This is a genomic window from Pseudomonas sp. ESBL9, assembly GCF_036668715.1.
Lineage (GTDB): Bacteria > Pseudomonadota > Gammaproteobacteria > Pseudomonadales > Pseudomonadaceae > Aquipseudomonas > Aquipseudomonas lundensis.
Map to the genome: position 1 here is coordinate 1,077,919 of NZ_JAZEVV010000001.1, position 20,942 is coordinate 1,098,860.

The window sequence follows — 20,942 nt, forward strand, 5'->3', positions numbered from 1 at the left end:
TCCTTGACGCATAAAAATGAAACCGGTTTCAGAGATTAATAACAATGACTACATTCCCCGTTTCCATCAGTTTGTCGAGCTACGGAGCCGATCTGGTTCGCCAACGCGGCCAAGGCAGTTTTATTGAATTACTGGCCAATGCCGGTGCCCGGCGCATCGAACTGCGTGAAGAGCTGCTGACGGACGAAGACCCGTCGTCCTTCGCTGAAGCAGTGGCCGCTCAAGGGCTGGAGTGTGTGTATTCATCGCCTCTGGAACTGTGGCAAGCGGGACAGACACGGCCCAATCCTCTGCTGCTGGCGACCCTGCACAAGGCCCATGCTTTTGGTGCGGCCTGGCTCAAGGTGTCGCTTGGCTACTACACCGAGCAGTGCGATTTACACACCCTGGCCGCCTGCCTCAAGCAACAACCGGTCAACCTGCTGGTGGAAAATGACCAGACCTCCCAGGGCGGACGCATCGAACCCCTGCAGCGGTTCTTCGATGCAGTGGATCAACGGCAAGCCCCCATCAGCATGACCTTCGACATCGGCAACTGGCAGTGGCAAGACCAATCGGCCAGCACCGCCGCCCGCTTGCTGGGCCGTCATGTCACCTACTTGCACTGCAAAGGTGTCGCCCGGCGCCCGGATGGCAAATTGATTGCGACGCCGCCAACGGCCACCGACCTGCAGATGTGGGAGCAGTTTCTGCCGCATATGCGGCCCGGTCTGACCCGCGCAGTGGAATACCCCCTGCAAGGCAATGACCTGCAATGGCTAACAAAAGTGCATGTCGACACCCTGGCGACGCTCGGCGCAGCGCAACGGGAGTTGAGCCATGTCTAAGGTCGATGTGTTGTCGTTTGGCGAAACCATGGCCATGTGGGTGGCCGAACAGACCGGCGATCTGGCGCAGGTCGAGCGCTTTCACAAGCGCATTGCTGGGGCCGACAGTAACGTCGCCATCGGGCTGGCGCGGCTGGGCTTCAATGTCGCGTGGCTCAGCCGTGTGGGCGCTGACTCCCTTGGGCGGTTTGTGCGCGCCACGTTGCAAGCCGAAGGCCTCAATTGCCAGCACGTTGAAACCGACCCGCAGCACCCCACGGGCTTGCAGTTGAAGTCCCGGGTTGACGATGGCAGTGACCCGCAAGTGGAATACTTTCGCCGCGGTTCGGCGGCCAGTCACTTGAACCGCAGCGCCATCACCCCGCAATTGCTCGGCGCTGGCCACTTGCATGCCACGGGCATCCCCCCTGCGCTGTCGGCCAGTTGCCGCGAATTGTCTTTCGAGCTCATGCAAGGCATGCGCGCGGCCGGGCGCACGGTGTCGTTCGACCCCAACCTGCGCCCGTCTCTGTGGGCCAGCGAACAGCAGATGATCCGCGACATCAACGCCCTCGCCGCCCACGCCGATTGGGTATTGCCGGGCCTGAGTGAAGGCCGCTTGCTGACCGGGCGCGATGACCCGGCAGACATTGCGCGCTTCTATCTGGATCAGGGCGCAGAAGCGGTCATCATCAAACTGGGCCCAAAAGGGGCTTATTACCGCACCACCGACACCGAGGGCTTCGTGCCAGCGGTGCCTGTGGAGGTGGTGATCGATACCGTCGGCGCCGGCGACGGCTTTGCGGTGGGCGTGATCAGTGCCCTGCTGGAAAACCTTGGCTTCGAACAGGCAGTGCAGCGCGGCAACTGGATTGGCAGCCGCGCCGTGCAAAGCCGTGGCGACATGGAAGGACTGCCGACCCGCGCCGAGCTGGAGGGGCGCGACCTCACTGCAACCGCTTTACCTGCGTAACGTGCTGCACCCGTGACCTGCTGCGACAAAAACAACAAGCTCAGGAGCTACGCCATGCAATCGCTAACACTCGCTGCCCGCCGGTGGTGGTACATCATGCCGATCGTATTCATCACCTATAGCCTGGCCTATCTGGACCGGGCCAATTACGGCTTTGCCGCCGCCTCCGGGATGGCCGAAGACCTGCACATCACCCCCGGCCTGTCGTCGTTGCTGGGGGCGCTGTTTTTCCTCGGTTACTTCTTTTTTCAGGTGCCGGGGGCCATTTATGCGCAGAAGAACAGCGTCAAAAAGTTGATTTTTGTCAGCCTGATTCTCTGGGGCGGTCTGGCCACGCTCACGGGCGTGGTGTCCAACGCCTACAGCCTGATCGCCATTCGCTTCATGCTCGGCGTGGTGGAAGCCGCCGTCATGCCCGCTATGCTGGTCTACCTGTGCCATTGGTTCACCCGCGCCGAACGCTCCCGGGCCAATACCTTCCTGATCCTCGGCAACCCGGTGACCATGCTCTGGATGTCCGTGGTCTCGGGCTACCTGGTGCAGCATTACAGCTGGCGCTGGATGTTCATCGTCGAAGGGCTGCCCGCAGTGATCTGGGCGTTCATCTGGTGGCGACTGGCCGATGACCGCCCTGCCGAAGCCACGTGGCTCAGCACCCAGGAAAAACAGGACCTGCAACGCGCGCTCGATGCCGAGCAAGTCGGCATGGCCCCGGTCAAGAACTACGCCGCGGCCTTCCGCTCCCCCAAAGTCATCCTGCTGGCCTTGCAGTTCTTCTGCTGGAGCATCGGCGTCTACGGGTTTGTCCTGTGGCTGCCGTCGATTCTCAAACAAGGCGCGCACATGGACATGATCGAGGCCGGCTGGCTGTCGGCCCTGCCCTACCTGGCCGCCGTCATCGCCATGCTCGGCGTGTCGTGGGGCTCAGACAAACTGCAAAAGCGTAAGCGTTTCGTCTGGCCGCCGCTGCTGATTGCCTCGGTTGCGTTCTACGGTTCCTACGCATTAGGTGCAGAGCACTTCTGGTTGTCCTACACGTTGCTGGTGATTGCCGGGGCCTGCATGTACGCACCGTATGGCCCGTTCTTCGCGATCATCCCGGAAATCCTGCCGTCCAACGTGGCAGGCGGGGCCATGGCGTTGATCAACAGCATGGGCGCGCTTGGGTCATTTTCCGGTTCCTATCTGGTGGGCTACCTGAACAGCGAAACCGGCTCCCCGGGGGCGTCCTACCTGTTGATGAGCGGTGCGTTGCTGATCTCGGTATTGCTCACGGTCATGCTCAAACCCGCGTCCAAAGACCCGGCCGCGTCGACAGTCAGCGCCACGGCGCGTCTGGCTCACTCTTGAATTGAAGGTTGGTGATTGCGTTGAAAAAACATGTCGTGCTTTACAAAACACTCTCCGCGCCCTTGATGCAGCGCTTGCAAGATCGCGCCGACGTCACGCTGATCGAGCGGCTGGATGCCCAAGGGCTGGATCAATTGCGTGCGGCGTTACCCCAGGCGCAGGGCTTATTGGGGGCCAGCCTGAAACTGGACGCGCAGTGGCTGGATCTGGCGCCCAGGCTCGAAGCCATTGCCAGCGTGTCCGTGGGCATCGATAACTACGACCTGGACTACCTCACTGCGCGCCACATTCTTTTGACCAACACTCCGGACGTGCTGACCGAAACCACGGCCGATACCGGGTTTGCCTTGATATTGGCCAGCGCCCGCCGCGTGGTGGAGCTGGCGATTCGCGTGCGCAACGGGCAATGGCAAAAAAACATCGGGCCGGAACATTTCGGCACCGATGTGCATGGCAAAACCTTGGGCATCATTGGCATGGGCCGCATTGGCGAGGCGTTGGCGCAACGGGGGCACTTTGGCTTCGGCATGCCGGTGATCTATCACAGTCACTCGCCAAAACCGGCGGTCGAGGCCCGATTTGGCGCCCGCTACCGCAGCCTCAAGGCGTTGCTGCAAGAGGCGGACTTCATTTGCCTGACACTGCCATTGACCGCCGAAACCCAAGGTCTGATCGGCGCAGAGCAATTCGCACTGATGCGTACCGACAGTATTTTCATCAACATTTCACGGGGCAAAGTGGTCGATGAAGCCGCGTTGATCCACGCCTTGCAGCAGGGGCAGATTCGCGGCGCGGGGCTGGATGTGTTTGAACGCGAACCGCTGGACCCGGCCTCGCCCTTACTGACGCTGGATAACGTGGTGGCCACCCCGCATATCGGCTCGGCCACCATTGAAACCCGCGAAGCCATGGCCCGCTGCGCCGTGGACAACCTGCTGGCCGCTCTGGACGGGCAGCGCCCGCCCAATCTGGTCAACCCAAGCGCATTTGACCAGGGCCGCTGATCATTCCCCGGCCTTGATTCGGGTCCACAGGCGCGTGCGCACACGGTCGATGTTGAGCGGCATGGCTTGGAGGGCGAACAGCGTCTGCAGCATTTGCGGCGTCGGGTAGACCTTGGTGTCTGCCTTTATTTCGGGGTTGACCAGCGCATCGGCCTGCGCGTTGCCGTTGGCGTAGTGCACGTAGTTGCTGATCCCTGCCATCACGTCCGCCCGCAGCAAGTAATTCATGAAGCGGTAGGCGGCTTTTTCATCCGGCGCATCGGCGGGCATGGCCACCATGTCAAACCAGATGGCGGCGCCTTCTTTAGGGATCGAATAGCCGATATCGATGCCATTCCCGGCTTCTTTGGCACGGGTTTCGGCTTGCAGGATGTCCCCGGAAAACCCCACGGCGACGCAAATATTGCCGTTAGCCAGATCGCTGGTGTACTTCGAGGAGTGAAAGTAACTGATATAAGGACGCACCTTCATCAGCATGGCTTCGGCCTTTTTATAGTCTTCGGGGCTTTTGCTGTGGTGGGGCAGCCCCAGGTAGTTGAGCGCGGCCGGCAAGACTTCAGGGCCATTGTCGAGAATCGCCACCCCGCACTTGCTGAGTTTCTCCATATTTTCGGGCTTGAAAATCAAGTCCCAGGAGTCCACAGGCGCGTTCTCCCCCAACACGGCCTTGACCTTGGCAACGTTGTAGCCAATCCCGGTGCTGCCCCATAAGTAAGGGAAACCGTGCTCATTGCCGGGGTCATTGACTTGCAAGGCCTTGAGCAACGCCGGGTTGAGGTTCTTCCAGTTCGGCAATTGGTCCTTGTCGAGTTTTTTCAGCGCCCCGCCCTGTATCTGCCGCGCCATGAAATGGTTGGACGGAAACACCACGTCATAACCGGATTGGCCGGTCATCAATTTGCCATCCAGCGTTTCATTGCTGTCGTACACGTCGTAGCTGAACGCAATGCCCGTGTCACGCGTGAAGTTTTTCAGCGTGTCGGGGGCGATGTAGTCGGACCAGTTGTAAATTTTCACGGTCTCGGCCGCCTGGCACAACGTGCCAGCCAGCATCAGGGGCAACAGGGCGATGCGGATCATGATTCGATTCCTTGCGTATTGTGTGTCGCTGTTTTTATGGGCAGGGTTCGGTGATCAAAGGATCAAAACATAGGTCTTGCGCACGGTTTGCTGGATGTCCCAGACCCCGGTGCTGTTGGCCGGCAACATCAGTGCATCGCCCGCTTCTATGTGAAGGATTTCCCCGTCATCGGGGGTAAATGTGCAGCGCCCTTCAATGAAATGACAGAATTCTTGCGCCACGATCTGCCGCCGCCAGCGGCCCGGCGTGCACGCCCATATCCCGGTTTCAACGCCGTCAGTGCGCTCGACACAGGTCACTGAGGTCTCGGCCACCAGGGTGCCGAGGGGCACCGCCACGGGTGAGGAGGTTTGCAGCGCCACGTGGGCGGTGTTTTTGAAGTGAGTGATGCTCATGGAGCGTTCCTTGTGGGTGCCAAAGGGGGGGGTTACTGCATAAAACCTTCCATCACATTGGCCAGCCCCCGGGCGAACCCCCGCCGCCAAGGGGCGGCATGCGGGTTGGCCAGGGTCTGGTCTTCGTAGACAAAACTGCGGATAACGGCGTTGTAACCCAACCAGCGGCACGGCTCCGGCTCCCACGCTTTGAGCGCGTTGAGACCACCGGCGGTCAGCACCCAAGGCTGCTGCACCTCAAGGGTGTCGCGCTGCAAGATCAGGTCCGCGAGGGTGCGCCCGCCCAAATGGCTCGCGCCTACGCCCTCCCCGCCATAACCGCCGGACAAGGCAATACCGTGTGGACGGTCACAGAGCATGTGCGGCTGAAAACGCCGCGCCATGCCCAGATTGCCGCCCCACACGTGGCTGATGTGCACATCCTTGAGCGCCGGAAAAAGCTCGGTGAAGAGGTAGCGGCGCACCTCGATTTCAGCCTGAGTCAGGTTGAAGTCGTGCCGCAAACGCCCCCCAAACTGATAGCCGCCACGCGCGCCAAACACCAGGCGGTTGTCGTGGGTACGCTGCCCGTACGTCACCTGGCGGCTGTTTTCGCTGAACGCCTGACCGGCCGACAGCCCGATTTCATCCCACACGGCTTCAGGCAGCGGCGCCGTGGCGACGATCAGGCTCTGCACCGGCAATTGATAACGCCCCAACGGCGCCAGGGTGTTGGCATAGCCTTCAACCGCGGGCACGACCCAGCGCGCCCTGACGTGTGCATGGGCGGTGCGCACATGGCCGGGTTGCCACGCCGTGACCGGGCTTTGCTCGAAGATCCTCACGCCCATGCGCTCAACCGCCCGGGCCAGCCCACGTACCAGTTTGGCGGGCTGAATCGTGGCAACGTGCGGGGTGAAAATCGCACCGTACGGCGTGGCAATGCGCAACTGCTGCGCCAGTTCAGCAGGCTCTAACCAGCGGTAATCCGCGTCGTTGAGACCTTGAGCGTGAAGTGCCGTCAAATACTGACGCAAGGTGGAGGCCTGCTCGGGGTAGCGCGCGGCACAGAACAAGGCACCGCCTTTACGGTAATCGCAGTCGATGCCTTCGCGATCAATGACCTGTTTGACTTCATCGGGAATCCCATGCAGCAAGCGGTAGGACTGACGCCGTTGCTCCACCGACAGACCGGCGAGCATGCGGTACTCGCCCAGCAAGTTGCCCATCAGCCAACCACCATTCCGCCCAGATGCGCCAAAACCCGCCGTTTGCGCTTCGAGGATGGCAATGCTCAGTTCGGGCGCATGGCGCTTAAGGTAATAGGCGGTCCATAACCCGGTGTACCCGGCCCCCACAATCACCACGTCTATGTCCAGATCGTGCTCAAGCGATGGGCGCGCTGTGAGGTCGTCCGCGAGTTGGTCCATCCATAAGCTGATTGAGCGCCAGGCTGGCATTGCGGTCTCCACACTGTTTTCAGGAATGGAGCGATCCTAGCGCCTGTTCTCAAGGTACGTCTTGCGCGCGTGCCCGCAAAGAAATGTGCCGCGCATAAGCCTTGGGTGATTGCCCGGTGTGCCGACGAAAACAGCTGTAGAACGCCGACAGCGAGTTAAAGCCCGCGGCAAAGGCCACCTCGTCTACTTTAAGAGGCGACACGGCGGCGTCCATGGCGGCCAATACATGGCGCAGACGTGCCTGATTCACGTAGCGATAGAAGCTTTGTCCCAGCACTTGATTGAGCAAATACGACATCTGGTTACGCGTATAGCCACAGGCGTTGGCGACGTGTTGCAGGTCCAGCGCGGGGTCGAGGTAAGGTTGCTGGCGCTCGAAATAGGTTTGCAGGTCCCGAGCCATAAAGCTCAGCTGCCGGGCTGACAGGCCCAGGCGACTGACCGCAGGCCGTATCGGGGTTTGCCCGGCGGGGTTTTCAGGGGTTTCGTGCACCAGCGATGCGTATTCATTGACGTGCCAGATCAGACCGTCGCGCACCGTGATGGCTTCGCTGGCCCTGAATGACACCAGCCCGTGGCTACCTCGCAGGGTGATGCGGTACTGAATGAATGCCGTGTTGCCGTCCAGGCGAATGCGGTCACTGTGCTCCAGGGCCTCATCCGCTGCACGGGGCATGGACGCTTGAACGTAGTCACGCAATTGGGTAAAACCCATCACCCGATTCTGGAAGAAGTCGTGGTACACGACACCGGGGTGGTAAAGTGCCATCACCCCGTCAAGATCGCGGTGTTTCCAGCACAAGTGGTAACGCATGACCGTATCACCGGTGGCGCGGGTCTGCTCGGGGCCGTCTTCAGGGGCAAACATGGCAAGGCTCGGTGAAATAAAACACAGAGTGCCGAGTTTATGAGCGCGCTTCAATGGTCAAGCACGGGTACACCCCGCACCGCTAAAACGCTTCAGTGCATGATTTGCATCAAAGCCTGGCGAATCAATGGGCCCGTTGGGCACAAAACCCTTATCGTGCCGGGAGCACAATGCTAGGTTTGAACACGAAACGCTCGCACATACACGCGGCCGGGGCGACCCGAGACCGCACACCCACTGAGCAAAAGGAAGCGCTCGATGAAACCGGTGAGCAATACCACGAAAGTGACATTTCCCAATGCCTGCCAATTAATGCGCTGGCATTTCCATCCGATGGGCTTCGAAGCCACCATGGACGCCCCGCGCAGCATGATTGCCCGGCTGTTTGACCGGGCCAGCGGCGAGACCGTGATCGCCATCGCCGGTATCCCGTGCGCCACCGTCATGACCACCACCGAAGTGGCGCGCATCATCCAGTCCGTGGAAGACGAGCTTGAGAGCTTTGTCCCGCCACAAGCATGGCAAGAACTGGCGTGAGCCAAACCGTTTGCTGACACGCTTTCGCGAACATTTCTGACCCCGGCGTAACCTTTGCTACCTCCCCCTCACCCCACCTTTGTCGCCCCCCTGTCGGCAGGGGGCGTGCGCGGGCGGGTCAGAGTATCCGGTACAACAGGCGCTCGATCCGCACGCGGCTGACGCGGCGCAGGAACTTGGCGACGGCAGGCGGGTAATCGGTCAGGGTTTCGAGCTGCCTGAACGTGTCAATGCGCGTGGTGTGGGCAAAGATCACGTCCAGTTCTTTGCGGCGCGGTTCCAGTAACTCGCGGCGCGGGTCATCGATCAGCAAGCCGTTTTCCAGGTCCAGCCTGAACGCGCGCGGGTTCAAGTTGTTGCCTGTCAGCAAGGTGTAACGATCGTCCACCCACATGCCCTTGAGGTGGTACGTGTTGTCGCCATCGCGCCACAGGTGCAGGTTCAGCAGGCCACTGTCGATCATCGCCTGGTGGCTCTTGGCAAAGCGGCGCAAGCTCAGCTCATACAAGTACGGCAACGCCGCAATCACCTTGAAGGGTTCGCTAGGCGGGATGTAAAAGTCATTGGCCGTTTTGTCGCCCACCACGATGTCGATGCGCACCCCACGCTCCAGCGCGCGATTGATTTCGCGGGTCACCGGCAACGGCAAGTTGAAATACGGTGTGCAAATGGTCAGTTGCTGCTGGCTGCTGGCGATCAATTCGCAAATAACCCGGCTCAACGGGTTGTTTTTGCCCACGCCCAACAACGGGCTGACCGACAGACCAAAGTGGCCGACCGTGCCTTGGCGGGTGTCGTAACTGGCTTTTTTCAGGCGACTGCGTAAATCCCCGATGGCCGACCGCAGGCTGCGCGTGCTCGGTAGCGTCGGCAGGTCCAGACGGTGCACGGCCTTGGTCTGGATCAGGTCATGCTCGATGAAGTGCTGCATGGAATCGGCCAGCGGCTTGTTATTGAGCACGTGGTAGCGGTCGAACCGGTACTTGTCGAACTTGTGCAGGTACACATTGTTGAGACTGGCGCCGCTGTAGATCACGCAGTCATCAATGATGAAGCCCTTGAGGTGCAGCACGCCGAACAACTCGCGGGTTTGCACAGGCACACCGTAAATCGGCACGTGGGTGTCATGGGCTTGCGTCTGGGCCTGATACCAGGCGGCATTGCCCGGCTGCTTGCCCGCACCGATCAGTCCGCGCTGGGCTCGCAGCCAATCCACCATGACCACGATTTCAAGCTCAGGTCGGGCCGCTTTCGCGGCGTGCAGGGCATCAAGGATTTCCTGACCGGCTTCATCCTGTTGCAGGTACAACGCCACCAGCGTGATGCGCTGGCGGGCATTGGCGATGTGCTCCAGCAGGCAACGCCGAAAATCGGCCGCACCGGGCAGAATGCTGAACGCGTCGGCGGACAACGGAAAGCTGCGCAACTTGGGCAGCAGAGAGCGTTTGAAGAGCGACGGCATAGGGCTCGCTAAGGTCGAATACAAATAACCGCGAAGCTTACACGATTCTGTGTTTCAAGCAGTAACCTCGCTTCGACCCCACGCCTTATTGGCGACCCAGGCTCCACAGTCGCGCAATGTCCCGCGCCCGATCGGTCAGTAACTGCGACGCATGGGCGCAGGCGTAGTCCAGCGTCATCGGGCCACTGGCCACAGCAAACGCGGCATGGATGCCGTGCTCGTACAACGCTTGATACCCCTCCCCCAAGGTGCCGGCCAACACCACCACCGGTACGCCATTGCTGCGGGCGATGCGCGCCACCCCGAACGGCGTTTTACCGCGCAGGGTCTGCGCGTCAAAACGGCCTTCGCCGGTGATCACCAGCGCAGCGCCTTGTACGGCCTCGTTGAGGTTGACCAGCTCGGCCACCACGTCCACGCCGGCCCGAAACTGCGCGCCGAAAAACGCTTTGGCAGCAAACCCCAGACCGCCCGCAGCCCCTGAACCCGGCTCGTCACGCACGTCCTTGGGCAGCACCTTGGCGCAGTGATCGGCAAAATGCCCCAACGCGTGGTCCAATTGCTGCACCTGTGCCGGTGAGGCGCCTTTTTGCGGACCGAAAATAGCCGAAGCCCCATGTTCGCCACACAGCGGATTGTTGACGTCTGCGGCGATTTCAAAGCGCACGTCGACCAGGCGCGGGTCCAGCCCTTGCAGGTCAATGCGCGCCAGTTGTGCCAGCGCCAGACCGCCATGCGGCAGCGCGCGGTCCTGCGCATCAAACAGCCCAAGCCCCAGCGCCTGCAAGGCACCCGCCCCGGCATCATTGGTGGCACTGCCGCCAATGGCCAGGATGATGCGTTGGGCGCCCGCCTCTAGCGCGGCCTTGATCAGCTCACCGGTGCCATAGGTGCTGCTGACACACGCATCGCGCTGCTCCAGGGCCACCAATTGCAAACCGCTGGCCTCCGCCATTTCGATGATCGCGGTGCGGGTTTCCGGCAACCAGCCCCAGTTGGCGTAAACCGGCTCACCCAACGGCCCTTGCACCTGCTCTCGGCGCAGTTGGCCATTACCGGCCGCCACGATGGCGTCAACCGTGCCTTCGCCTCCATCGGCCATGGGGCATTTAATCAACTGCGCATGGGGCAACACGTCGGCCAGGCCGGCCGCAATGGCATCAGCGACTTTTTCCGCACTCAGGCTGTCTTTGAACGAGTCAGGGGCAATGACGATTTTCATCAGACGAATCTCCAGTTCTTATGCCATTCATGCTGCCAGTATCGGCGCGCAAACACGCCAGGCCGCTGCACAAGGGATTACGACCTTTGTTGTACATTTTCACAAGCCTGGCGCCTTCAGCCGGACAAGGGTTTGACTCGCACGCCACACTGGCCGAAGCTGGCGCTCATTACGCACGCCTGCTTCTGGAATTTGCATGCTAAAGCCCCATCGCTACCTGTTGCTCAGCCTGGCGTCCGCCGTCGTTGCCACCTGCCTGTGGTTCTGGATGCGCCCTGCGGCCACTGTCACCCCGACCAACCTCAATCACAGTTACGCTCAGGCCCTGGAGCAAGCACATAATGGCCAGCCCGGCGCTGCCCGTGTGCTGTACCAACAATTGGCCCGCACGGACTTGTCCGACATACGCCGCGCCAGCCTGCACGCCGAACTGCCCAACTACCCCAGCCCGCACGCCCTGAAACTGGCCGATGCCGACTTGCATCACCCGTCTGCGCTGGTACGCGAAGCCGCCATCCAGAGCATTGTCGGGCTGGTGCCAGGGGCGCAACGCACGTTGCTGCTCGGCCCGATCCTCGACGACCCGGAGCAAAGCGTGCGGTTTGCCGCGGCCAACGCCTTGCTGGGTTTGTCCCCCGATGAACAAGGGGTGTACTTCGGCCCACTGCAGCACGTGATTGACGAATATGAGCGCACGCTCAAGACCCAGCCCGACAGCGCCCAGGCCCAGGGCCAGCTCGCACGCTTGTACCTGCACGAAGGTCAGTTGGACGAGGCACAAGCGGCGCTGGAAAAAGTCACCCACCTTGAGCCGGACAACCTCAAGGCCGTGGTCGCACGCGTGGAGCTGCTCGATAAACGCGGCCAAAGCGACCGCGCCCGCGAGTTGCTGGCGCAGCAGTTGGAGGCGCACCCTGATTCGGCCTATTTACAGCATGCATTGGGCATCTGGCTGCACAATCACGGGCAAACCGAATATGCCCTGCTCGGGCTGGCCAAGGCCGTCGAGCTGGAACCTGACAACAGCGACTATCGCTACACACTGGCCATCGCCCTGCACGACTTGGACCAACTCGAAGCGGCGCAGCGCCAGCTCGAAGAGTTACTGCAACGCCAACCCGCCAATCGCAAGGCTCGGGTACTGTTGATCCGGTACTGGAAGGAGTCGGGGCAACTGCAAAACGTGCAGGTGCTGCTGGCCCAACTGGAACAACAAAACCCCGACGACCCCGCGCTGCAGCAAGGGCTATAGGCTCTTTTTTGGGTGATTCCAGGGCCTTCGAATAGATGCATTTGAATATATATTTCAAAACGTTGAACCGCCACGATGGCTCAAGGTCAAGACCATATAGCCGCATACATGCGGGTAATTTTTGAGTCGAGTATCAATAGGCGGGAAATTCTGTGATTGCACTGGGACCCACCGAGGAGCGCGCCCTGATTCTCACGTGCCCCGGGCTAGAAAAGTCGGTTGATCTGCACCAACTGGCTTCAGGCGGCGTGAACGGTTTTGAACTGGCCTGCATGGACCACCTGCACCCGGCCCTGCAACAAGGTGCCGGATTGTTGATAGTCGAAGCCGACTCGCGACAGTCTGAGGCCTTCGAGCAACTGAGCGATGTGCTGTTGCAACAACCCGACTGGTCGGATCTGGCCGTCATCGTGCTGACCGCTGAACCTCACTGGTCGGACCTTCAGTTGAGCCACCTGAGCGAACAATTGGGTAACGCTTTTTTCGTGGCCTCACCCTGGTCGCATGCGCAGTTGCTGTGCCTGTCAAAAAACGCGTTGCGCACGCGCAAACAGCAATACGCCGCCAGGGATTGCACCCACCGCCTCAGCGAACGTGACAACTTTATTAAGAACACGCTGCAAGCCATTGATTTGGAAGTAGATCGTCGCGTCAAGAAAGCCCTGCAACATAACGACGACGTGCGCCACGCGCAAAAAATGGAAGCCGTCGGACAACTCACCGGGGGCATTGCCCACGACTTGAATAACATGCTGGCCGGGATTATCGGCAGCATGGAATTGCTGCGGCGCAAGGTGGCCCGGGGCAAGCTCGATGAGCTGGACCGCCTTATCGACATGGGCGTGACCTCCGCCAACCGTGCGGCGGGGCTCACCCATCGACTGCTGGCGTTCTCGCGGCGCCAGTCACTGGACTCCAAACCCACCATGATCAGCGAGTGGCTGCTGGCGCAGCGGGCGTTGCTGGAACAAAACCTCGCCCCGTCCACCCAACTCACCCTGGAAGCCGATAACAACCTGTGGATCGCCGACGTTGACCCGCAGCAGTTGGAAAACGCGTTGCTGCATTTGGTGTCCAACGCCCGCGATGCCATGCCCGAAGACGGTCACCTCACCGTCAAGACATACAACGTGCAGGTTGATACCGCCTTCAGCGAAGCCAACGGGCACTTCACCCCCGGCGACTACATCGTGCTCAGCGCTAGCGACAATGGCTGCGGCATGCAAGAAAGCACGCTCAAACGCGCCTTCGACCCGTTTTTCACCACCAAACCCATCGGTCAGGGCACCGGCCTCGGGTTGTCGATGATTTATGGGTTCTGCAAACAGTCACGCGGCCATGTGCGCATCATCAGCCAGGAACGCAGCGGCACCACGGTGCAATTGTTTTTACCGCGCTGTAACGGCAGCAGCGGCGAGCTTAGCGCGCAAGGCCTGTCACAGGCAGAAACGGCCGCCAACGCCGAAAAAACGCTGCTGGTGGTTGAAGATGACAACGCAGTGCGCAGCCTGGTGATCGAAGTGCTGCGAGAACACGGCTACACGGTGCTCAGCGCCGAAGATGCGAATGCTGCACTGCCCATTATCGAGTCGGCGCAAACCATTGATTTATTGATCAGCGATGTGGGACTGCCGGGCATGAACGGCCGCCAGTTGGCCGAGATCAGTCGTCAGGCGCGCCCGGACCTCAAGGTGCTGTTCATCACCGGATACGCACAGCATGCGACTGCGCGTGGCGGTTTTCTGGATGAAGGCATGCAGTTGATTACCAAGCCCTTCACCTTTGACCTGCTGACGGCCAAGGTGAATGAGATGCTGCTGGCCTGAATCCTCTTTATCAAGCGGATGTCAGACCAGCTGGTTCTGGATGATTTCTTTGAGCTTATCCAGATCGAACGGCTTGCCCATAATGGGCGCCTTGCGCGTGATGGGGCTGTCCGTCTCGCGTATTTCCTGCGGGTAACCGCTGATAAAAATCACTTTCAGGTCCGGCCGCAGTTTGACCGCAGGCTCGGCGATCTGTACCCCGGAAATACCGCCCGGCAGCCGAAAGTCCGTGACCATCAGGTCCAGATGCGGCTTGCTGGCCAGGATCTCAAAGGCCTGCTCACCGTTTTCGGCCTGCAACACGCGATAGCCTTCGCCTGACAAATAGGCGGACAAGACCATCAGGATCGAAGGGTCGTCTTCGACAATCAGAACCACATCTTGTGCATCTTCACTCATGGGGGAAACCTTAATTGCTGCAAATGCTGCCAATACGACCATGGGGTCGGCCATAGGTTGCGGCTAATTTACGCGTTTTGCGCCAATGGCAGGCTGACCCGGAATACAGCGCCCTCACCCAGGGCACTTTGTACGGTGATTTTGCCGCCGTGGGCCGCCACAATCTGCTCGGAAATGAACAACCCAAGCCCCAGCCCGGCCACGGCATGCTTGGCTGATACCCGCTCAAACTGCTGGAAAATGCGTTGCTGGTTTTCTTCGCTGATGCCAATGCCCTGATCGCGGACTTCCACGATGGCGTTCTCGCCTTCGACATACACTGAAACATCAATCGGGCTTTTGGCCCCATAGCGCAACGCATTGGTCAGCAGGTTCGACACCACCTGTTCGATGCGAAACTCATCCCACAGCCCGACGACCGGACTGTCAGCACTCAGATTGACACTCGACTGAGCCGCGCTGATCTGTGGCGCAAAGGTTTCCACCAGCGTGTTCACCAAACGCGACAAATCGAACTGCCCCGGCCTGATTGACAGTTTGCCGGTGCGAATGCGCGACACGTCGAGCATGTCTTCGATCAGGCGAATCAGGCTTTGGATCTGGCGCTCATCGCGTTCCACCATGGCCTTCATTTTGTCCAGGGTAAAGGCTGCGGCGTTGTCCCGGGCCAGGTGCATTTTGCGCAGCTGGGTTTCCAGGATCAGCCCGTTGAGCGGCGTACGCACTTCATGGGAGACGATGGACATGAAATCGTCGCGCATGCGCACGGCGTGCTCCAGCTCGCCTTGAGTGACCTGCAACTGCGCCAGCAGCACTTCCTGCTCGCGGCGACTTTGCTCCAGGGCTTCGACTTGCTGCTTGACTGCTTTTCGCTGGCGGTACAGGTCAACGAACACATTGACCTTGCTTTTGACCGCGTGAATATCCAGCGGCTTGTGCAGGAAATCCACCGCGCCGCTTTCGTAGCCCTTGAAGGCGTAATTCATTTCGCGCCCTGCGGCGCTGACAAACACGATGGGAATATTTTTGGTTTTTTCGGTGCCGCGCATCATTTCGGCCAGCTCGAAGCCGTTCATGCCCGGCATCTGCACGTCCAGAATGGCCAACGCAAATTCATGTTGCAGCAGCAACGACAGCGCCTCGTCGGCTGACAGGGCCTTGTAGACGGCGCGGTCTTCGCGCTTGATCAACGCTTCCAGTGCCAGCAGGTTTTCTGGCAGATCATCGACGATCAGCAGCTTGGCTTGAATATCACTTACTAGCATTCGATTCGTTCCAGCTCGACAAGCAGACGGCCGATGCCGCGCAAAGGGAGGATGTAGTCCGGTTCCATACGGTCCAGTGCCGCTTGCGGCATGGTGGAAACCAAGGCTTCTTCAGGGTCTTGAACGATGGTCAAACCGCCCGATTGCTTGACTGTGGCAATCCCCTGAGCACCGTCCTGATTGGCGCCAGTCAGTAAAATCGCAGCCAGACGCGCTTCGTACGTGTCTGCCGCGGACTCAAATAAGTAATCAATCGAGGGCCGCGAATAATGCACCCGCGCCTCCTGACTCAATGAAAAACTGCCATCGCGTTCCACCGACAGGTGATAGCCTGGCGACGCAAAATAGAGCGTTCCCGGTTCAATCATGTCCTTGTCGGCGGCTTCTTTGACCTTGATCGACAAGCGTCGTGCAAACACTTGCGCCAACTGACTGCGGCGCTCATCGGGCAGGTGCAGCACCACAATCAGCGGCAAGCGAAAGCCTTGCCGCAGGTCCGCAAAAATCGTCAACAAGGCTTCAACACCCCCGGCGGACGCACCGACCACGACGGCGTCGACCTGCCGCAGGCCAATGAACGTTTCAGGCTCGTTCATCATAGCTTGCGGTAAATCCGCTCTTGCTTGAGCACAGGCGTGAATTGCTTGCTGTAGTCCGAGAAGTCCAGCGTCTCTTTACTGCCCAGCATCAAGAAGCCACGGTGGCACAAGGAGTCGTGAAACAATCCAAACGCCCGATTCTGCAAACTTTTATTGAAATAAATCAGTACGTTACGGCATGAAATTAAATGTGTTTCTGAGAACACGCTGTCGGTCGCCAGGCTGTGGTCGGCGAACGTCACGTTCTCGCGCAAGCTTTTGTCGAAAATTGCGTAGTCATAGGCCGCTGTGTAGTACTCCGAGAACTCGCGCTGGCCGCCAGCCTTCAGGTAGTTCTGGGTGTAGCCGCGGATGTTTTCGAGGGAGAAGATCCCCTGCTTGGCCTTTTCCAGCGAACGCGGATTGATGTCGGTGGCATAAATGATTGTGCGGTCCAGCAGCCCCTCTTCGCGCAACAGGATGGCCATGGAGTAGACCTCTTCGCCCGTGCTGCACCCTGCGATCCAGATTTTCAGCGACGGGTAGGTTCTGAGGATCGGCACCACTTCCTGACGCAGCGCCAAAAAATGCTCGGGATCGCGAAACATCTCACTGACCGGGATCGTCAAGTACTGCAATAACTGCATGAACGCGGTCGGGTCGTGCAGCACCCGCTCCTGCAACGCCGAGATGGTATTGCAGTCGAATTGGCGCATGGCGTGATGCACCCGGCGCTTGACCGAAGCACCGGAGTAATCACGAAAGTCATAGCTGTATTTGAGATAGATCGCTTCAATCAGCAGACGTAGTTCAATATCGGTGTTTCGCGGCACTTAAATACGTTCCATTTTGGGCAACCAGACCCGGATCAGCGAAAACAGGCGATCCAGGTCAATCGGTTTGGCCAGGTAGTCATTGGACCCGGCTTGCAGGCAGCGCTCCTGATCGTCTTTCATGGCCTTGGCCGTGACAGCAATGATCGGCAGCTTGCGCCAGCGCGGGTTTTTGCGAATTTCAACAGTGGCTTCGTAACCGTCCATCTCGGGCATCATGACGTCCATGAGCACCAGATCGATATCATCCTCTTCGTTCAAGCGCTCGATCGCCTCATGGCCATTTCGGCCAATGACCACAATGGCGCCCTTATGCTCCAGCGCGCTGGTCAGGGCGAAGATGTTTCGTACATCGTCATCGACCAGCAAAATTTTGCGCCCTTCAAACACTTTGTCCCGACTACGCGCGGTCTTAAGCATGGTTTGACGTTCATGGGACAACTGGGATTCGACTTTGTGCAGAAATAAAGTCACCTCATCGAGCAGGCGCTCCGGGGAGCGGGCGCCTTTGATGATGATCGAACGCGAGTACTTGCGCAGCTCGGCCTCTTCATCGCGGGTCAGGTTACGACCGGTGTACACAATCACTGGCGGGAACGAGCAGATGTCTTCGGTGGACATGCGCTTGAGCAAGTCGCCGCCCAGCATGTCCGGCAGTTTGAGGTCGATGACCATGCAGTCGTAGATGTGGGTGCGCAACAGGTCCAGGGCTTCCTGCGCGTAACCAACGGCGGTGATTTCGATGTCATCGTCGCCGATCAGGCGGGCAATGCTGTCACGTTGCAGGTCATCATCTTCGACCAGCAATACGCGTTTGACCTTCTGCGTGAGCTTGGCTTCAAGGCGTGCGAACACGTCCTTGAGCTCTTCGCGGGTGGTGGGTTTGACCGCATACCCTACGGCGCCCATGTGCATGGCCGCTTCAACGCGGTCTTCAACAGAAATCACGTGCACCGGAATGTGCCGGGTCGGCGCCAGCTCCTTGAGACGCTGCAACACCGTCAGGCCGGAATGGTCGGGCAGGCGCATGTCCAGCAAGATTGCATCCGGGATGAACTCGGCCGCCAGGCTGAAGCCTTCATCGGCACCGTGGGCCACCAGGCAGTGATAGCCCAGCTCATGGGCCAGGTCGAAGAGGATGCGGGCAAAGTTGGGCTCGTCCTCAATCACCAGAATGCAGCGCGTGGTAAACGGTGCTTTCTCGCGATCATCCATGAACCGCGGAATCTCGACGTTCGGCACATTCATCACCGGTTGCGGGGCTGGCGGCGCAGCAGCGAACACGGCTTTGGCCGGCTCCGCCACTGGGGCCTGGGCGTACGGCTCATCCTGTTCGACGAACTGTTCAGGCAGGAGCAGCGTGAAAATACTGCCCTGACCCGGTTCGCTGGTGACGCTGATCGAACCACCCAGCAAGTTGGCCAGATCGCGGGAAATCGACAGCCCCAGACCCGTACCGCCATAACGGCGGTTGGTGGTGCCGTCTGCCTGACGGAACGCCTCGAAGATGCTTTCTTGCTGCTCGGCTGCGATACCGATTCCCGAATCGCGCACGGTGAAGGCAATGCCCTCGTTCGGTTGGCGCGACACGGTGAGGCTGACCTGGCCTTTTTCGGTGAACTTGATGGCGTTGGATAACAGGTTTTTCAAAATCTGCTCCAGGCGCTGACGATCCGTGAAGATCATCGGCGGCGTACCCGGTTGCAGCTCGACCTGGAAATCCAGTGCCTTTTCGCCGGCCAGCGGCTGGAACATGCTTCGCAGACCGTCCACCAGACGCGGAACGCTGGTGTTTTCCGGGCGCACTTCAAGCTTGCCGGCTTCGACTTTGGAGATATCCAGAATGTCGTTGATCAGATTGAGCAAGTCATTGCCCGCCGAGTAGATCGACTCGGCAAACTTCACTTGTTCGGCAGTCAGGTTCTCGTGCGGGTTTTCCGACAGCAATTTGGCCAGGATCAACGAGCTGTTCAGCGGCGTACGCAGCTCGTGAGACATGTTGGCCAGGAACTCGGACTTGTATTTGCTGGAACGCTGCAACTCTTCAGCGCGCTCCTCCAGTTGCACTTGAGCCTGATTTAGCTCCGTGTTCTTCTGATCCATCGCATCGCGCTGGGCCGCCAATGCCAATGCCTGATCGGCCAACTGCTCGTTGGTCTGTTCGAGTTCAGCCTGCTGGGTTTCCAGATGGGTCTGGGACTCTTTAAGAATGCGCGACTGCTCTTCCAGCTCTTCGTTGGCGGTCTTGAGTTCTTCCTGCTGCACCTGCAACTCTTCGTTGAGCTGCTGGGTTTCGGCCAGCACTTCCTGCAAACGCTGACGGTAGCGGGCCGCTTCAATCGAGGTGCCAATGTTGTCGGCAATCAACTCGAACAACTCAATGTCACGCTCGGTCAAGGGGCGCAAGAAGCCCAGTTCGATCACGCCGTTGACCCGGTCGTCGTCACTGGTGGGCACCACCAGCACGCTGCGCGGGCTGCCTTCGCCCAGCCCTGAGCTGACCTTGAAGTAACCGGCGGGCACATTGTCCAGGCGAATCAAGGTATCTTGCTGCGCCGCCTGCCCGACAATCCCCTCGTCGTTGTGAATCAGTTGGTCTTGTAGCTCCTGCTCGCGGGAAAAACCGTAACTGGCCACCCGCTTGAGGCCGCCGTGGTCTTCACGCACATAAACGGCCGCGACCACCGAACCCAAGTACTGCGCGCAGAACTGCAGAATATTGCGGCCCAGCATGTTCAGGGTCAGACGCCCCAGCACCTGTTCAGCCAGTTCGGTCTGACCGTTGCGCAGCCAGGCCTGCTGTTCAAGACGTTGCGCACTTTTAACCTGTGCGTCGAGGGTGTCGCTGTAACTCTTTGAAAGATTGACCAGATCGCGGCGTCCGACATAGGCCAGAAAACCGCTGAGTCCCAGCACAAACAGCAGGTAAAGGCCGATCACCAGGAACGTGGTGCGGCTCACGTCATCGTTACGCTCAACACGCAACTGTTGCTCCATGGCAATGAATTCGTCGAAGGCCTTGCGCACTTGATCGGTCAACCGCTTACCGCGCCCCGATAGCACGGCGCCACGGTAATCGCCATTGCTGCGACGCAGCTCAATCATGTCCTGAGCGTACCGGCTCCAGTCGTTTTGCAATGCCTGCAGACGTTTGAGGCGGTCCACCTGCTGCGGATTGTCGCTGACCAGTTCTTCCAGGCCACGCAGTTGCGCAGCGATCTGCGGTTTGGCCACTTCGTACGGGTCCAGAAAATGCTCGTCGCCGGTAATCAAATAACCGCGCATCCCGGTTTCAAGATCAACCGTGAGCTTGATCGCCTCGTTAGCGTTATTGATGACGCGGTCAGTGTGTTGCAGCCACTGAATGACCGACAGCAAATAGCTGATCATCACCACAAACAAAACGGCGCTGAGCACGCCCACACCCAAGGGCAAACCGACGTTGCGACTCAGGAGTTTGCGAAAGCTACGCTCATCAACCGATGCTGGTGCATTCATTTTTCTGGCCCGTGAACAGTGTTAAAAAACAGCAAGTTTGCCGGATTATCGAGCAATTAACCTATTTTCTTACGATAAACAGTACAAATTCGTACTCAAGTACGGACTCAAAGACTACATACAGCTATCCTTGCAGACCTTGTTCGAAGATATT

The 20,942-nt window shown here is 59.4% G+C and carries 18 protein-coding genes; 7 read left to right on the forward strand and 11 right to left on the reverse strand.

Annotated features, from left to right (window positions below; genetic code table 11):
- Positions 1-44 precede the first annotated feature (44 nt).
- The 4 genes from V6F78_RS04625 to V6F78_RS04640 are packed head-to-tail and all read left to right on the forward strand — an operon-like array spanning position 45 to position 4,133.
- Entirely contained in the window at positions 45-827 is a 783-nt protein-coding gene (locus V6F78_RS04625) for a sugar phosphate isomerase/epimerase family protein (protein WP_047274490.1), read from the forward strand.
- Positions 820-1,779 carry a sugar kinase gene (locus V6F78_RS04630; protein WP_048377573.1) on the forward strand — a complete coding sequence of 320 codons (960 nt, stop codon included), beginning with the start codon at positions 820-822 and terminating at the stop codon, positions 1,777-1,779. Before V6F78_RS04625 ends, V6F78_RS04630 begins: the two co-directional genes overlap by 8 nt.
- A 54-nt stretch (positions 1,780-1,833) precedes the next feature.
- A complete protein-coding gene (locus V6F78_RS04635) occupies positions 1,834-3,129 on the forward strand; it encodes an MFS transporter (RefSeq protein ID WP_094990761.1) in 1,296 nt (431 codons plus the stop codon).
- A 20-nt stretch (positions 3,130-3,149) separates the two neighbouring features.
- On the forward strand, positions 3,150-4,133 hold the full coding sequence (locus V6F78_RS04640; RefSeq protein ID WP_047293586.1) for a 2-hydroxyacid dehydrogenase: 984 nt from the start codon (positions 3,150-3,152) through the stop codon (positions 4,131-4,133).
- On the opposite strand, the gene V6F78_RS04645 is transcribed toward V6F78_RS04640, so the two are convergent.
- From V6F78_RS04645 to V6F78_RS04660, 4 genes are read right to left on the reverse strand one after another with little or no spacing between them, the layout of a single operon-like run.
- A complete protein-coding gene (locus V6F78_RS04645) occupies positions 4,134-5,213 on the reverse strand; it encodes a polyamine ABC transporter substrate-binding protein (protein ID WP_047293430.1) in 1,080 nt (359 codons plus the stop codon).
- Between the two features lie 54 nt (positions 5,214-5,267).
- Complete coding sequence (locus V6F78_RS04650) at positions 5,268-5,609, reverse strand: cupin domain-containing protein (RefSeq protein ID WP_047293432.1); 342 nt, start codon at positions 5,607-5,609, stop codon at positions 5,268-5,270.
- A 32-nt stretch (positions 5,610-5,641) separates the two neighbouring features.
- A complete protein-coding gene (locus tag V6F78_RS04655) occupies positions 5,642-7,048 on the reverse strand; it encodes an NAD(P)/FAD-dependent oxidoreductase (RefSeq protein WP_332726715.1) in 1,407 nt (468 codons plus the stop codon).
- A 49-nt stretch (positions 7,049-7,097) separates the two neighbouring features.
- Positions 7,098-7,916, reverse strand: coding sequence for a helix-turn-helix domain-containing protein (locus tag V6F78_RS04660; RefSeq protein ID WP_047282642.1), 819 nt, complete (start codon positions 7,914-7,916; stop codon positions 7,098-7,100).
- Between the two features lie 258 nt (positions 7,917-8,174).
- Here V6F78_RS04660 and V6F78_RS04665 point away from each other — a divergent pair, with 258 nt between their 5' ends.
- On the forward strand, positions 8,175-8,453 hold the full coding sequence (locus V6F78_RS04665) for a DUF1652 domain-containing protein (RefSeq protein WP_047274476.1): 279 nt from the start codon (positions 8,175-8,177) through the stop codon (positions 8,451-8,453).
- 118 nt (positions 8,454-8,571) lie between these two features.
- On the opposite strand, the gene pssA is transcribed toward V6F78_RS04665, so the two are convergent.
- Positions 8,572-9,915, reverse strand: a complete 1,344-nt coding sequence (pssA, locus tag V6F78_RS04670) for a CDP-diacylglycerol--serine O-phosphatidyltransferase (RefSeq protein WP_047293436.1) — start codon at positions 9,913-9,915, stop codon at positions 8,572-8,574.
- Between the two features lie 85 nt (positions 9,916-10,000).
- Complete coding sequence (locus tag V6F78_RS04675; RefSeq protein WP_047293438.1) at positions 10,001-11,137, reverse strand: glycerate kinase; 1,137 nt, start codon at positions 11,135-11,137, stop codon at positions 10,001-10,003.
- Positions 11,138-11,333: 196 nt separating this feature from the next.
- Here V6F78_RS04675 and V6F78_RS04680 point away from each other — a divergent pair, with 196 nt between their 5' ends.
- On the forward strand, positions 11,334-12,389 hold the full coding sequence (locus tag V6F78_RS04680; protein WP_047293442.1) for a tetratricopeptide repeat protein: 1,056 nt from the start codon (positions 11,334-11,336) through the stop codon (positions 12,387-12,389).
- 152 nt (positions 12,390-12,541) lie between these two features.
- Positions 12,542-14,215: a response regulator gene (locus V6F78_RS04685; RefSeq protein ID WP_332726719.1), complete on the forward strand. Its 1,674-nt coding sequence runs from the start codon at positions 12,542-12,544 to the stop codon at positions 14,213-14,215.
- 21 nt (positions 14,216-14,236) lie between these two features.
- Here the strand turns inward: V6F78_RS04685 and V6F78_RS04690 are convergent, their stop codons facing one another.
- The 5 genes from V6F78_RS04690 to V6F78_RS04710 form a co-directional block, all read right to left on the reverse strand.
- Positions 14,237-14,614, reverse strand: a complete 378-nt coding sequence (locus V6F78_RS04690) for a response regulator (protein WP_047276657.1) — start codon at positions 14,612-14,614, stop codon at positions 14,237-14,239.
- Positions 14,615-14,682: 68 nt separating this feature from the next.
- Positions 14,683-15,879: a hybrid sensor histidine kinase/response regulator gene (locus tag V6F78_RS04695; protein WP_314400426.1), complete on the reverse strand. Its 1,197-nt coding sequence runs from the start codon at positions 15,877-15,879 to the stop codon at positions 14,683-14,685.
- Positions 15,873-16,475 carry a chemotaxis protein CheB gene (locus tag V6F78_RS04700; RefSeq protein ID WP_048377581.1) on the reverse strand — a complete coding sequence of 201 codons (603 nt, stop codon included), beginning with the start codon at positions 16,473-16,475 and terminating at the stop codon, positions 15,873-15,875. Before V6F78_RS04700 ends, V6F78_RS04695 begins: the two co-directional genes overlap by 7 nt.
- Complete coding sequence (locus tag V6F78_RS04705) at positions 16,475-17,290, reverse strand: CheR family methyltransferase (protein ID WP_047293448.1); 816 nt, start codon at positions 17,288-17,290, stop codon at positions 16,475-16,477. The genes V6F78_RS04700 and V6F78_RS04705 overlap by 1 nt, the downstream gene beginning before the upstream one ends.
- Positions 17,291-20,788, reverse strand: coding sequence for a response regulator (locus tag V6F78_RS04710; protein WP_047293450.1), 3,498 nt, complete (start codon positions 20,786-20,788; stop codon positions 17,291-17,293).
- Positions 20,789-20,942 lie beyond the last annotated feature (154 nt).

Bases quoted from the DNA above. Each gene is read 5' to 3' on its own strand.
- V6F78_RS04625 (WP_047274490.1), top strand. From the start codon at position 45: ATGACTACATTCCCCGTTTCCATCAGTTTGTCGAGCTACGGAGCCGAT.
- V6F78_RS04630 (WP_048377573.1), top strand. From the start codon at position 820: ATGTCTAAGGTCGATGTGTTGTCGTTTGGCGAAACCATGGCCATGTGG.
- V6F78_RS04635 (WP_094990761.1), top strand. From the start codon at position 1,834: ATGCAATCGCTAACACTCGCTGCCCGCCGGTGGTGGTACATCATGCCG.
- V6F78_RS04645 (WP_047293430.1), bottom strand. From the start codon at position 5,213: ATGATCCGCATCGCCCTGTTGCCCCTGATGCTGGCTGGCACGTTGTGC.
- V6F78_RS04650 (WP_047293432.1), bottom strand. From the start codon at position 5,609: ATGAGCATCACTCACTTCAAAAACACCGCCCACGTGGCGCTGCAAACC.
- V6F78_RS04655 (WP_332726715.1), bottom strand. From the start codon at position 7,048: ATGCCAGCCTGGCGCTCAATCAGCTTATGGATGGACCAACTCGCGGAC.
- V6F78_RS04660 (WP_047282642.1), bottom strand. From the start codon at position 7,916: ATGTTTGCCCCTGAAGACGGCCCCGAGCAGACCCGCGCCACCGGTGAT.
- V6F78_RS04665 (WP_047274476.1), top strand. From the start codon at position 8,175: ATGAAACCGGTGAGCAATACCACGAAAGTGACATTTCCCAATGCCTGC.
- pssA (WP_047293436.1), bottom strand. From the start codon at position 9,915: ATGCCGTCGCTCTTCAAACGCTCTCTGCTGCCCAAGTTGCGCAGCTTT.
- V6F78_RS04675 (WP_047293438.1), bottom strand. From the start codon at position 11,137: ATGAAAATCGTCATTGCCCCTGACTCGTTCAAAGACAGCCTGAGTGCG.
- V6F78_RS04680 (WP_047293442.1), top strand. From the start codon at position 11,334: ATGCTAAAGCCCCATCGCTACCTGTTGCTCAGCCTGGCGTCCGCCGTC.
- V6F78_RS04690 (WP_047276657.1), bottom strand. From the start codon at position 14,614: ATGAGTGAAGATGCACAAGATGTGGTTCTGATTGTCGAAGACGACCCT.
- V6F78_RS04695 (WP_314400426.1), bottom strand. From the start codon at position 15,879: ATGCTAGTAAGTGATATTCAAGCCAAGCTGCTGATCGTCGATGATCTG.
- V6F78_RS04700 (WP_048377581.1), bottom strand. From the start codon at position 16,475: ATGAACGAGCCTGAAACGTTCATTGGCCTGCGGCAGGTCGACGCCGTC.
- V6F78_RS04710 (WP_047293450.1), bottom strand. From the start codon at position 20,788: ATGAATGCACCAGCATCGGTTGATGAGCGTAGCTTTCGCAAACTCCTG.